This window comes from Methylomusa anaerophila, from assembly GCF_003966895.1.
GTDB lineage: Bacteria > Bacillota > Negativicutes > Sporomusales > Sporomusaceae > Methylomusa > Methylomusa anaerophila.
In genome coordinates this window covers 2,363,957-2,376,452 of the sequence record NZ_AP018449.1, presented here as the reverse complement: position 1 = coordinate 2,376,452, position 12,496 = coordinate 2,363,957, and the positions used below count along the sequence as shown (strand labels likewise).

Genomic DNA, 12,496 nt, shown 5'->3' with positions numbered 1-12,496 from the left:
CGCAGAAGCAACGACGCAGATGGCGGTTTATAAGCAGTTCCCCCACTTAAAGTTGAACAGTACTCTACTCTCTAATGATTCTGTATCCGGAAGCCTTGCGCAGACGGTTCATGATTGCCAGCCCCAGACCAGCTTCACTAACGCCCTGGGCGTAAATAACGTCAACTGCTTTATCGTCAAAGTAGCGTAAGGCGGTATAAAGGTTAGCGGCAATGGCACCCGCGTCGGAGTACCGTCCATATGCGGCCACGATTACGCTTGCCGGCAGTTCAGAAGCCGTTTCGGCAGCTACCACCGCTCCCACTCGCTTGCGTTGGGCTAAAGCTAAATCAATTTCCCGGCGCAGGATGGCTCCGGCCGCAAAACGGCCGGCCTCCACCAGATACATGGCAGCCTTGGGCGCGTAATGAGCATATTTCATGCCCGGCGACCTGGGAATCCCGCCGTCACCGGCTGAACCCGGATCAATCTCCACTGCGCCTAAGATATTAATAAGCATCTCATACGTAACCCCGCCGGGCCGCAGCAAGGTGGGAACAGGTGTGGTACAGTCCACTACCGTGGATTCCAGGCCAATGTCACAAGGGCCGGCATCGATGATAATAGCAATCCGCCCCCCTAAGTCGGTTAGTACGTCCTGGGCGTTTGCCGGACTGGGACGGCCTGATATGTTGGCACTGGGCGCCGCAACAGGAACTTGCGACAACCTGATCAGTTCTCTGGCCACTTTCGAAGCCGGCAAGCGAATTGCCACCGTATCAAGACCGCCTGTAACCGCATCCGGGACAATTGGTTTACGTTTTAGCACTACTGTCAACGGTCCCGGCCAAAACCGCTCCATCAATGCCCTCGCATTGGCCGGAACATCTGCGGCCAAAGAAAAAATAGCAGGAGTATCGGCAATATGCAATATAAGAGGGTTGTCCGACGGCCGGCCCTTGGCCCGGAAAATGCCTGCCACCGCTTCCTTATCAAGACCGTTTGCGCCTAATCCGTATACTGTCTCGGTAGGAAAGGCAACAAGCCCGCCTTGACGTAATACCCCGGCCGCAAACGCTAAAGCCTTGACGTCGGGATTATCTTTGTCCAGCTTCAGATATTGAGTATCCATTATGAAACAACTCCCTGAAATACAACTACCCGTTCAATACCGCTATAATCTTTGATTACCTCGGCAACAGTCAGGCGGGTTTCTGCCGCAGCCAAAGCCGCCACCGGGCGGGCTTGCCCCATACCTACCTCAACGGCGATAAATCCGCCTGGCTTTAGGTATTGGGCTCCCTTGGCCACAATGCAACGATAAAAAATCAAACCGTCCTCGCCGCCGTCCAGGGCCACTCTGGGCTCCTGCCGGACTTCGGGACTCAAACCCGCTATAGCCGCTGTGGGAATATAAGGCGGATTGGAAATCAGCGCGTCAAATTTCCGACCGGTCAGGGGACTAATGAGATCGCCGCAGCATAACGTTAACCGTTCCTCAACCTGATGCCGCCTGGCATTCTCGCCGGCTACCGCCAACGCTTCCGGGGAAAGGTCCACAGCAACCCCGCAGGCTGAGGGAATAACAGCTAACAGGCTGACGATGATTGCCCCGCTGCCTGTTCCCAAATCGGCGATTTCCGGCTTAGTCAATTTCTGCAGACGGGACAAAACCGCCTCCACCAATATTTCGGTGTCAGGCCGGGGTATAAGTACTGCCGGACTAACAGCAAACTCCAGACCCATAAATTCTTTCCTGCCGGTAATATAAGCTACCGGCGCCCGTTTTGCCCGTTTTTTTACCATTTCCCGGTAAGCGGCCAATTCCGAAGCCGTCAGCGGCTGGTCAAAATGGGTATAGAGATATAGGCGGTCCCGGCCTAAGATATGGGAAAGCAGTACTTCAGCATCAAGGCGTGGGTTTTCCACGCCTTTTTCGCTGAAATACTGCCTGGTCCAATTTAAAATCAACCCAATGTTCCATGATTTTGGTACGTCTGTCATCGTGTTACACCCTGCATCATCTTATTATTCGACTTGTTTGAGCTGCTCGCTCTGTCCGGCCGTCACCAGCGACGATATCAATTCGTCCAAATCACCGTTCAATATAAAGTCAAGCTTGTGCAGGGTGAGACCGATACGGTGGTCGGTCACCCGTCCCTGGGGAAAGTTATAGGTCCGGATACGCTCACTGCGGTCGCCTGTGCCTACCTGGCTTTTCCGGCTTTCAGCCACCTCGGCATGTTGTTCCTCCTGGGCCAGTTCCAACAGTTTGGCGCGCAGCACCCGCATGGCCTTATCCCGGTTCTTAAGCTGGGATTTTTCATCCTGACACTGTACTACTACCCCCGTAGGCAGGTGGGTAATTCGCACCGCCGATTCCGTCTTGTTTACATGCTGGCCACCGGCGCCGCTGGCGCAATAAGTGTCGATTCTCAGATCATTGGGATTAATCTCCACATCCACGTCTTCCGCCTCCGGCAGAACAGCGACCGTAACGGTAGATGTGTGAATACGGCCGCTGGATTCGGTTGTCGGCACCCGTTGCACCCGGTGAACACCGCTTTCGTATTTCAACTTGGAATAAGCGCCGTCACCCTCAATCACGAACACAACTTCCTTAAACCCGCCAAGGTCGGATACGTTGGCATCCAGTACTTCCGTCCGCCATCCCTGGTTTTCGGCATAGCGGGTGTACATCCGGAACAGATCGCCGGCAAACAGCGCGGCTTCGTCCCCGCCGGCCCCGCCACGAATCTCCACGATTACGTTTTTATCATCATTGGGATCTTTAGGCAGCAGCAAAATCCTGAGTTCTTCACTTAAAGCAGGAATTTTGCCTTTAGCTTCCTCGAATTCGGCTTCCACCATTCCCCGGAATTCTTCGTCCAGTTTTTCCTTAAGCATTTCCCGGGCTTCCTCTATAGACGCAAGGGCTTTTTTAAATTCCCGGAATTTAATCACAACCGGAGCCATTTTAGCATGGGCCCTGGTCAGTTTCTGCCATTCACCCATGTCAGCCATAACCGCCGGATCGCTAATGCGCGCTTCCAGCTCATAAAATTTATCCTCTAAAGACTGCAGCTTTTCGATTTGGGGTTTGTCAAGCAATGCACACTCACCTCATGTGTAACTATTTTCCTTTAAGGGGGGAACTGCTTATAAACCGCCATCTGCGTCGTTGCTCCTGCGGTCCTCACTGCGGCGTACAACCAAGTACGCCTCGTTCCGGTTCTCGTCGCGCCTAGCAGCTAACGATTTCTAAGCAGTTCGTAGCAGCAGATGATTTTAAATCATTAACTAAATAGTATCGTTAGTATTGCTTAGTATTGTTAATTGTCAGTATCATTACTTTCTGCCGGTGTTACGGCTTTGAGGGCTTGGATGGCTACTTCAATCTGGTCGTCGCTGGGTTCGCGGGTAGTCAGTTGCTGGAGCCATAGGCCGGGAGCGATGGCGCAGGCCACGGCTTTATGCTCACTGCGTCCGGCAAAACGGATGATTTCATAGGCAATACCGGCTACAACCGGCAGCAGGATTATCCGCGACAGTATACGAAGCCACAGGTCGGGCCACCCCAGGAAAGCAAACATTACAATACTGACAACCATGACAATCAGTAAAAAATTTGTACCGCAGCGGGGATGAAGGCGGCTATAGCCTTTAATATTTTCAATCGTAAGCGGCACACCGGCTTCGTAAGCATGGATGGTCTTGTGCTCGGCGCCGTGATACTGAAAAACCCGTTGAATATCCTTCAGCATGGATATCCCGCCGATATAGGCGAAAAAAATGGCCAGTCGCAAAATTCCCTCCAACAGGTTTAGCAAGCCCGGATCGGTGATAGCGCTATGAATGAACTTGGCAGCAAAAGTAGGTATGACAACAAAAAGCACAATTGCCAGTCCCAAGGCCAAAACCATTGTCATGGCAATCTCTTTGTTTGACAGCTCTTCTCCTTCTTCGCCTGCAGCCTGCGCTGAAAAAGACAACGCCTTCAGACCGTAGACAAGTGATTCCACCAGCGCCACCACGCCGCGCAGCATTGGCTTTTTTAGTATCGGATAACGGCCGGTTATTGATTCAAGCCGGTCTTTCTCAACCACAATCCCGCCGGACGGTTCGCGCACGGCGGTAGCAATATACTCCGGTCCGCGCATCATGACACCCTCAATAACTGCCTGCCCGCCCACGAAAGTTTTTTTCGTTTTCACGGCATTTGCTCCCTTCCGGATAGATAAATATAAGGTTACTCAGGTATCTGAGTAGTTACAATATAAGTACAGCAGAGCATTGCTGCTCTGCTGCCCGAGTCTTTACTTGCCGTAACGCTTATTGAATCTTTCAACCCGCCCGCCGGCGGCAACGTTCCGCTGCTGTCCTGTGTAGAAGGGATGACACTTGGAACATACATCTACGCGAAGTTCTTTTTTTACAGAACCGGTTATGAATGTATTGCCGCAACCGCAGGTTACTTTGGTCTCATTAAAATTAGGATGAATCTTTTCTTTCATGACGCCTTGCACCTCACTTTATAACCACGCTTGAATTTACGCGTAAACAATTATAGCACAACACTTCCGGGTCTGCAAGCAAATATCAGCAAATTCACGAATATATGTCGCATTAAGAATTGACATCCGGGTAAATGCCTTCCCGTCTATGTTTCAGCACAGGCAATTCTTCCCGCACCTCGTCCACAACGTCTAAATCAATTTCAACCATAAGCAATGTTTCCCCCTCATCAGCAGCAGCCAAAACCCGGGCCCACGGATCGACAATAAGCGAATGACCGTATGCCTTATATTCGGCCATGTCATTCCTTGCCGGCGCCGCCGCAATTACAAATACCTGGTTATCCATCGCCCGGGCCCGCATCAGGAGTTCCCAATGCAGCGGACCCGTTACCGGTCCAAAGGCAGCCGGATAGACCAGAATTTTGGCGCCCTTCAGCATCATTGCCCTGGCCATCTCCGGAAAGCGCACATCGTAGCAGATGGCCACGCCGATGGTTGCGAAGGGCGCGTCAACAAGAGTTAGCTTGTCGCCGGCAGCAAGGGTTAAAGATTCCTGGAACACCGTCCCGCCTTTAATATTGACATCAAACAGATGCACCTTCCGGTGCCGCCCGGCCAGTTTCCCTGACTCATCAAAAATATAACTGGTATTGTAGATTCGATTGTTCTCATCCCGTTCCGGAATGGACCCGCCTACCAGAATAACTTTTTCCCTGGCTGCCGTTTCCGCCAGCATGCCGATAGTCGGTCCGCCGGGATAGGTTTCGGCATATACGGGAAACAGTTCGGACTGATAGGGGCAGTTGAACATTTCCGGCAAAACAATCAACCGGCAGCCGGCTGCTGCCGCTTTTTGGATCATTTCCTGTCCTTTGACAATATTGGTATGTTTGTCAGTCTCAACCCGAATTTGACATATCCCCACCTTAACCTGATTCCCCATGCCACTCCCTCCAAACTAAGGCAATGATCCCCCGGCATCCTAAAGTGTCTTGACCACATTATCTTTTTAGTTTGATGACGGACAAAATGGCAAATGGCGGCGTCAGCCCCTCCTAGCAGACCCCTTCCAGTATGCGTCGTCGAGTCTTCCTTGCCCTTTGCCATTTTGTCTCGCCCTAAAACTAAAATATAACATGGCCAAGACACTAGTACCGGGACTTTTATACCGGGACTTTTATACCAGGACCTTGGTCCAATTTTAAAAATTATAAAAGGAATATGTTTCCTTTATTACATTTTTTAAGGTATAATGTCAAATAAGATCATTTTTTGTTGATGTTAATACTGATATTATTGTTATTATTCTATTTATTGTTTTATTCGTTGCAGTCAGGAGGACCAGCCATAGTGCAAAAAGTGCAAAAAGTGCAAAAAATGCCGGTAACCATGCCGGAAATTATACGGGAAGAAACCCGTATCCGCGCTATAGATCTAGTCCAAAAATCTTTTAGAAACCTGGGAAGCATCCAGCAGCTAAATATTGTTCAATTTAATAAATTAACATCTTTTATTATTGACGAAATAATCTCTAATACCGACGCCATGATTCACCTTACTGATATCCGGCTTCATGACGACTATACCTTCGGTCATTCGGTGAATGTCTGCGTATTATCAACGGTCATCGGCCTGCAGCTTGGTTATCGGATGTCTCAATTGCGTGAATTGGCCTTGGGAGCCTTGCTGCATGACATAGGAAAAGTGCAGATTCCACAAGAAATCTTACAGAAACCGGGAAAACTTGATGACCGGGAATGGAACATCATGTGCCAACACCCGGACCTGGGCTTCGCCATTCTCCGCGAGCGGGAGGAAATACCGCTCCTGTCCGCCTATATTGTCCGCCAGCATCATGAGAAATGTGACGGTACGGGCTATAGCCACGGTCTTTCAGCCAAAGCAATTCATGAGTATGCTAAAATTGCAGCTGTTGCCGATGTATATGACGCTATTACTTCGTCCAGACCTTACCAGAATGCCGCATTACCCCACGAGGCTCACGAAATGATGGTATCAATGGCTCACAGCCATTTGGATGAGGGCATCTTGAAAAGCTTTTTAAGCCAAGTCGCTGTTTATCCTGTCGGTACAATCCTGAGGCTGAGTACAGGCGAACTAGCCGTGGTGACAAAAGTAATCCCCGGACTTCAGACCAGACCTGTCGTGCGGATTATTGCCGACGAACAAAACCGTCCCATTGTCAATGGCCGCCAGGTTGACCTGGCCAGGCACCTGTCATTATTTATCCTGCAAGTGCTTACCGAACGGGAAATTTGCCAATTAAAACAAACTACTTAATCTTAATAAACACACCGGCAGCATCATCCCACCGCCGTTCGCTTCCGGCCACATGGGAAAGCCAGGTCACCGACGCATCAAACTGTTTTAATTCCATGGTTTTTATTCCTTCTTCTTCGCGTTCTTCGCGCAACAAGTCTAAAATCCCGTCAGTAACGAAATAAAATGTATCCCCGCTCCGGATTGGCAATACCTGCTGGACGAAATCCGGCTCCCTGTCCAGACCCACAAAAGATCCGCCGGCCTTTACCAAACCGTTAGCCGGATCAGAATAGGACAAAAATCCCGTCATACCGGCAGATGCAACAGTCACTGTCTTTTGCCGGAAGTCTATCTCAAAGCAAAGCATGGTAGCGTAGAACTCTTCGGAAAAATAACGCATGCTCATAAGATTGACCTGGCGTAATTTATCCAATATAGGCACATCCAAGACCATCATCTCCTGCATCAACACATTAAGGGCTGAAGTTTGCAGCGCTGCTGCCACCCCATGACCGGATACATCCATAATAAAGCCAAAAATTCCGGCTTCATCCCGTATTGGCAAGTAGCTGAAAAAATCACCGCTTACTATATGATACGGTGCAAATAAGGTTCTAATACACACTTGCTCGGTGTCCATGTCAGCCGGCAATAAACTCCGCTGAATTTGGCCGGCCATTTTTACATCCCGCTCTAAGGCCTCTTGCAGTTGAATTTGCTGGGTTACGTCCCGCATGGTTGTCATGATTACGCTTTTCTCGGAATAATGTACCAGCGAAGCGGTGAGGGTAACATCCACCCGTTTTCCGTCCTTACTGCGAAAATGTCTGAGACTGGAGGGCATATATCCGTCTAGCAGCACATTTTCCAAATCAGTTTTGATATTGTAGGATTTGTCGGCAATTCCTAATTCATCAATTTTTAGCCATATCACCTCTTCTTCCTTGTAGCCCAGAATTTGTGCAAACCTCTCGTTGGCTTCCTGCACCCTCCAGGTCTCAGGATCAACCAGAATAAGACCGTCTGCCGACTGTTGCATCAAGGAACGGTAGCGGTTATTGCTTAAACTTAGAGCTTCCGCCTGCCTGCTCATCTCCACGGTCCGGTCTTTGAGCAAAGCGGAAAGCTTGGCTCGCTGCCGCAAAAGGTAATAAAGCACAACCAAAAAAATCAGTAAGGTAACCAGCCAGCATGCCAATAACCGCCAGACAAGTTCAGCCCGGTCCCCATTCCAGCCGGCTGCAAACAAGATTTCCCGGTAATGGAAAATTATCATCCACCCGCCGCAACCAATTAAGGCGGCAATCACCAGCCCGCCAACGACAGGGGAAAAATATCTTTCCCGCCCTTGACTCCGTTTTACAATAATCATACATACTCCCCCCGCTGTTCATGTTATTTTTTCACGTCTTCCACCTGACTTTTTCCCGGGGAAGGCTGGGGAGTTTCTTCAACTACCAGCGTCTGCGCCAGTTTTTTCAATTCGTCCTCCGGCACCGCCCCCTCAACGATGACCTCAATACCATTGATGGTGGTAAATACTTTATTCCGGGCGGTTGCTTCATTTTGCTGCGATTTTGCCGTCTTTTCCCGGGAAATAGATGCTGCGACCGGCCCACCGCCGGCTGGGGGCAGCTGGGTCACAATAATTTCACGAGGGGTACCTTTGCCATATATTTGCCTAACAATACCCGTTCCTGCCTCCTCCGTTACAGCATCCGCTTTCCGGCCGGGCAGGCGCACTCTGCTAACATTCGAATTACCGGGAACCGCTCCGCTATCGGGCAGGGCAAAGGTGCGTATTGGAGCCTTGGAACTGGTATCAGCCTGTTTCTCCACCGTCCCGGACTGCTCCGGCGCCGGTTTGTCATCCAGGGAAGACGGTGGTATACCGGGTACGGATTCCTGGCCGGTATTTTCATAAACCGGGTTAGGTAAAGGGGCTTGCGTATCGTTAGCGGCAATGACTTTATCAGGCGGTGCATCTTCCCTTAACCCGTGTTCCTGGTGCAGGGGCGGAACCAGATTCAATGCTGCTGCCAGCAGGACGGCTGCTATACTGCCTATTCCGCCGGCGAAGGCCCAGATACTGAATTTTTTCCGCCGCTTCTTTCGCTTCTTTTCGATGCCGGCGGCGATTCGTTCGGCTAATGCCGTGGTATGATCAGGCTTTGTTTGCACTTGCTGATATGACTGTTTAATTATGCCGGCGACGATAATTAAGTTGTTAATTTCCTCACTGACTGCCGCCGGCTTCAGGCCCATATTCAGAGAATCAATAGCGGCTGATAACTCTTCCGCCTGCATTTCATCCATGTTCATTTTTTTCTTCACCCTATTCACCTCCGCTAAATTTAAATTACCTAAATTATCAATTAAATTATCAATGTTAACTGTTAACTGTTGACAGAAGATTTTAATGCACCATATCAATGTCACGCTCGACAAATAACTGCCGCAATTTTTTCAATGCCCGCTGCTGCAGCATCTTGACCGCTGCTTCCGTCTTATTTATGATCAGGGCCGTTTCGGCAACTGACAAACTTTCAATAATGCGAAGCTCAACAACCCGTCGCTGCTCTGCCGGCAACATAGCTATCAAGGCTGCGATTTCTTCCCGCCGCTCTGAGCCCAGGGCTTGATCTTCCGGCTTGGCTGCGGGGTCAAAAAGCGGCTCCTTATATGCGTCGATATCAATTATTGGCGGAACCCGGCCTTTTTTACGCCAATAGTCATTGACCAGATTTATGGTAATCCGCGACAAATAGGTTTTAAACGATGCTTCCATATGTTTATAACGGGACAAAGCCCCGAAAACCTTCAAAAAAGTATCCTGAGCAATCTCCTGGGCATCATCCTGATTGCCTGTTTTATAGTAGGCCAGTCGGTAAACAGGCTGCCAGTAACGGGAAATTAGAAGATTAAGGGCGGTTCTGTCGCCTTGCTGGGCTTTGGCAATGAGCTGGTGTTCTTCGCTTGGCAAACCTGTCACCTCTTTTTTCTATATGGAAAAATTGAAATTACAGCCGGAAGGCTTACTTATATTTTAACGCCGCAAAAATAAAAAAGTAACGGTTAAATTATTTTAAAACTCCCATAAAAATTTTAAAAAGGCTGTCTCATTTTTGAGACAGCCTTCCATTTACCCTATTTACTCTAATGATCGTACAGATAGGTCGGTTAGTTCCAATGAAGACGCTGACAGTGCTTTGCGTATATCCGCCAAGCAATGACTAAACTCATTGGCCGCATCGAAGTCATTAAACCGCACTCTGACATCCAGATGGTGGCCATCGTACAGACGATAGAAGGAATCCACCGGACCGATATGGTCGGTATGCAGGCAAATCCTTAGCCATGTTTCCGCCTGCTGGCGGACACCGGCCTGATTTTCTTTTTCATGTTGCTGATAGATGTGGATATAGGCCGGGTAGGCCTGGCCATCACCAAAATAAAGCGGCATATTAAATGAGAAGACACTGCTCCCGGCGTGCCGTTCAGAAGTAAAATCTACCGGCCGTTGAAAAGTTTCAGCCAGTTCGCGAACGGCGGCGGCGGCTTGCTTTAATTCCCATGGCAGCCTGCCTTGACATTCGACCAGCTTCACGGATTGAAGCAGAAGCCAGGCCCGGGATATTTCCGGCATGTTGTACCGGGCGACAGCCTTGTCGATGACCTGCGGCATGGTGGTTACAGTTTGTTTCAGTAAATTTTTGGCTGCGCTCTCGTCTGCCGGCGTCAATGCGGCTAAATCAAATCCCAAGAGCTGCTTAGCCATATTCTGCACGGCTTGTTTTGCCTCTGCCGCTGTCATTTCCCCGTGCAAGAGCTGAGAAGCTAGTTTAATCAGCGTTTGCTCCGCTTGCGAATTGGTCAGACTCTGCCTGACAATTCCAGTATTCCCTATTGCCGTTGAATCCGCACCGGTAATGCCTGGGCCTATGTTCACAGCTTGCTCAGGCTTTTGCTGCCCAAGCCCTCCGCTCAATTTCAATATAGCCATAAAGCGACGCGCGGCGGACTGATTGCCTGCTTCCGAACCGCGAAGGAATATGTCCGGCACTGTTTTCCCCAACTGATGCAAAATACTGCCGGCCAGATCTCCTTCCGCCAGCCCCTTGGCCGTAGCCGGTACAAGCAGTTCTTGGGCCAGATTACGAACTGCCTGTTTTACCTCCATACTTGCCGCATCCTGTTTCAGCAATTGGTTCGCCAGTAATAACAATCTGTTCTGGGCGGGAGAAGGAATGGCTGCATCACCGCCTTCTTCCTTATTGGCTTGCAATACTACCCACAGCTTGGTCACTTCCGACAGGTTATGTTTGGCTGCCAGCTTTTCCAGGGGGAGCGGTATATTTCCCCCTGTCTGTTTTAAAATGAAGCGGGCTAACTGGTCATCGCTTGTAACGGCTTTGGCAGCATCTGATCCCAACATGGATTTGGCCAGTTCATTAACTGATTGTTGAAACTCTGCTGCCGTTGTTTCGCCGGACAATAGTTGGCCGGCGAAAGCAGCCAGCTTTTGCTCAGCCTGGGCTTGAGACGTATTACTTTCGGCCAGGCGGGTAAATAAAGCGATTGCTCCTGCCGGCATTTCCTTCCGGGCAAAAACCAGCGCCGCGTCAGTTAAGAGTTCGGCCAGATTCATGAGTTGGCGGGATGCCTGATTTTGTGATTTTACCAGCGCCGCCATACCTTGGGCCAGCGTCTCCTCCGCCGACATCGCCTGCCGCAAAACATTCAATACGGCTTCTTTTATCTCCGGTGGTAAGGAATCCAGCAATTGCAGCCGGTTGCCGATGGCTTTGGCCAACTGCGCCATATGCCGGGAAAGCAGTTCATTCATGGCCACTTCTACCTGGCTGGCGGCAGCAGCGGCTTGCGTCCCCGACCGGCTGTCGGCCGCCGGCGCTGCCGCCGGCTGACTCTCTAGTTCAGCGGCGGCTTGCGTATCTGCTGCGCCTTTGCCGGTTTCCCCAGGAGCTTTGACTGGTTGAACATTGGCGGTTGCCGGTATTGACACATTATTAACATTATTAACATTCATAACTGTTCCTTTCTGCCTGGCGGCGCAACTTGTCGCCTGCCAGCGGCGAGTAACTATTTATTACCTGAAGTCTGCTTAGTTACTATTGAAACTTCATCTATATCTTATATATCGAATATATCTCTATTTTAATTTATATTTTCTTTTGCCGGCTACTCTTTCTTCGTCATTTTAGTCGTTTAACTCCGGTATACTTCACATAAGTCCGAACAGTGCATAAACTATATTAAGGCACATAAAGAAAGGAGAACATAAAATGAACAGAGGCCTTTTCGGCGGAACCAAACGTTGCCGGCCACCAGTTCAGGTATACCAGTTTACCCTGCCCCAATCCTTAAACACTTGTTACTTTTTAATGCAAGTCCTGCCGGCAGTACGTCACGGACTTCAGGAAATAGAAAATACGACTGCCAAACACGCCATCACGGAAAGCTGTCTTATCTGTTATTTAATGGGAATGGGTTTTGACTACTGTACGGCCCTGGCCATTGTCGAGTCCTGGGAATCAGATGAAAAACTGCTGGCGGAAGGTATCTTGTGCGAGTAAATAATCGCCGTTTCCTGTGTGCTATGCTCCCCCTTAAGTTATTTATCTGAAAGGGGAGCATTTTCTTTGGCAAAAATGGCACATAAAAGAAAGACGTACTAAATATAATAGTAGATAATGGAA

General features: G+C 49.7%; 12 protein-coding genes. 2 read left to right on the top strand and 10 right to left on the bottom strand.

Translation table 11 applies throughout. The features are described 5' to 3' along the window. Positions 1-64: 64 nt before the first annotated feature. From MAMMFC1_RS10730 to MAMMFC1_RS10705, 6 genes are all read right to left on the bottom strand, one after another. Positions 65-1,111 carry an L-threonylcarbamoyladenylate synthase gene (locus MAMMFC1_RS10730; protein ID WP_126308508.1) on the bottom strand — a complete coding sequence of 349 codons (1,047 nt, stop codon included), beginning with the start codon at positions 1,109-1,111 and terminating at the stop codon, positions 65-67. Then, positions 1,111-1,983, bottom strand: coding sequence for a peptide chain release factor N(5)-glutamine methyltransferase (gene prmC, locus MAMMFC1_RS10725; RefSeq protein WP_126308507.1), 873 nt, complete (start codon positions 1,981-1,983; stop codon positions 1,111-1,113). The genes MAMMFC1_RS10730 and prmC overlap by 1 nt, the downstream gene beginning before the upstream one ends. Before the next feature lie 24 nt (positions 1,984-2,007). After that, entirely contained in the window at positions 2,008-3,090 is a 1,083-nt protein-coding gene (gene prfA, locus MAMMFC1_RS10720) for a peptide chain release factor 1 (RefSeq protein WP_232035771.1), read from the bottom strand. A 221-nt stretch (positions 3,091-3,311) separates the two neighbouring features. Continuing rightward, positions 3,312-4,142, bottom strand: a complete 831-nt coding sequence (locus MAMMFC1_RS10715; protein ID WP_126310564.1) for a DUF1385 domain-containing protein — start codon at positions 4,140-4,142, stop codon at positions 3,312-3,314. 153 nt (positions 4,143-4,295) lie between these two features. Continuing rightward, positions 4,296-4,493: a 50S ribosomal protein L31 gene (rpmE, locus tag MAMMFC1_RS10710; protein WP_126308506.1), complete on the bottom strand. Its 198-nt coding sequence runs from the start codon at positions 4,491-4,493 to the stop codon at positions 4,296-4,298. Between the two features lie 112 nt (positions 4,494-4,605). After that, positions 4,606-5,439, bottom strand: coding sequence for a carbon-nitrogen hydrolase family protein (locus tag MAMMFC1_RS10705; RefSeq protein ID WP_126308505.1), 834 nt, complete (start codon positions 5,437-5,439; stop codon positions 4,606-4,608). 407 nt (positions 5,440-5,846) lie between these two features. On the opposite strand from MAMMFC1_RS10705, the gene MAMMFC1_RS10700 reads away from it, so the two are divergent. Further along, positions 5,847-6,797: an HD-GYP domain-containing protein gene (locus tag MAMMFC1_RS10700; RefSeq protein WP_158618733.1), complete on the top strand. Its 951-nt coding sequence runs from the start codon at positions 5,847-5,849 to the stop codon at positions 6,795-6,797. Here the strand turns inward: MAMMFC1_RS10700 and MAMMFC1_RS10695 are convergent. The 4 genes from MAMMFC1_RS10695 to MAMMFC1_RS10680 all read right to left on the bottom strand — a co-directional run bounded on the left by MAMMFC1_RS10695 (position 6,790) and on the right by MAMMFC1_RS10680 (position 11,826). Next, positions 6,790-8,151, bottom strand: coding sequence for a PP2C family protein-serine/threonine phosphatase (locus MAMMFC1_RS10695; RefSeq protein ID WP_126308503.1), 1,362 nt, complete (start codon positions 8,149-8,151; stop codon positions 6,790-6,792). The two genes, MAMMFC1_RS10700 and MAMMFC1_RS10695, sit on opposite strands and share 8 nt — an antisense overlap. 23 nt (positions 8,152-8,174) lie before the next feature. Beyond that, positions 8,175-9,113 (bottom strand): hypothetical protein, encoded by a 939-nt coding sequence (locus MAMMFC1_RS10690; protein WP_126308502.1) that lies wholly within the window; start codon positions 9,111-9,113, stop codon positions 8,175-8,177. An 82-nt stretch (positions 9,114-9,195) separates the two neighbouring features. Continuing rightward, positions 9,196-9,762, bottom strand: coding sequence for an RNA polymerase sigma factor (locus MAMMFC1_RS10685; RefSeq protein WP_126308501.1), 567 nt, complete (start codon positions 9,760-9,762; stop codon positions 9,196-9,198). Between the two features lie 168 nt (positions 9,763-9,930). Further along, positions 9,931-11,826 (bottom strand): hypothetical protein, encoded by a 1,896-nt coding sequence (locus MAMMFC1_RS10680; RefSeq protein WP_126308500.1) that lies wholly within the window; start codon positions 11,824-11,826, stop codon positions 9,931-9,933. 256 nt (positions 11,827-12,082) lie between these two features. Between MAMMFC1_RS10680 and MAMMFC1_RS10675 the strand changes: the two genes are divergently transcribed. Next, positions 12,083-12,373 carry a hypothetical protein gene (locus tag MAMMFC1_RS10675; RefSeq protein WP_197723974.1) on the top strand — a complete coding sequence of 97 codons (291 nt, stop codon included), beginning with the start codon at positions 12,083-12,085 and terminating at the stop codon, positions 12,371-12,373. Positions 12,374-12,496 lie beyond the last annotated feature (123 nt).

Bases quoted from the DNA above. Each gene is read 5' to 3' on its own strand.
- MAMMFC1_RS10730 (WP_126308508.1), bottom strand. From the start codon at position 1,111: ATGGATACTCAATATCTGAAGCTGGACAAAGATAATCCCGACGTCAAG.
- prmC (WP_126308507.1), bottom strand. From the start codon at position 1,983: ATGACAGACGTACCAAAATCATGGAACATTGGGTTGATTTTAAATTGG.
- MAMMFC1_RS10715 (WP_126310564.1), bottom strand. From the start codon at position 4,142: ATGATGCGCGGACCGGAGTATATTGCTACCGCCGTGCGCGAACCGTCC.
- rpmE (WP_126308506.1), bottom strand. From the start codon at position 4,493: ATGAAAGAAAAGATTCATCCTAATTTTAATGAGACCAAAGTAACCTGC.
- MAMMFC1_RS10705 (WP_126308505.1), bottom strand. From the start codon at position 5,439: ATGGGGAATCAGGTTAAGGTGGGGATATGTCAAATTCGGGTTGAGACT.
- MAMMFC1_RS10695 (WP_126308503.1), bottom strand. From the start codon at position 8,151: ATGATTATTGTAAAACGGAGTCAAGGGCGGGAAAGATATTTTTCCCCT.
- MAMMFC1_RS10680 (WP_126308500.1), bottom strand. From the start codon at position 11,826: ATGAATGTTAATAATGTTAATAATGTGTCAATACCGGCAACCGCCAAT.
- MAMMFC1_RS10675 (WP_197723974.1), top strand. From the start codon at position 12,083: ATGAACAGAGGCCTTTTCGGCGGAACCAAACGTTGCCGGCCACCAGTT.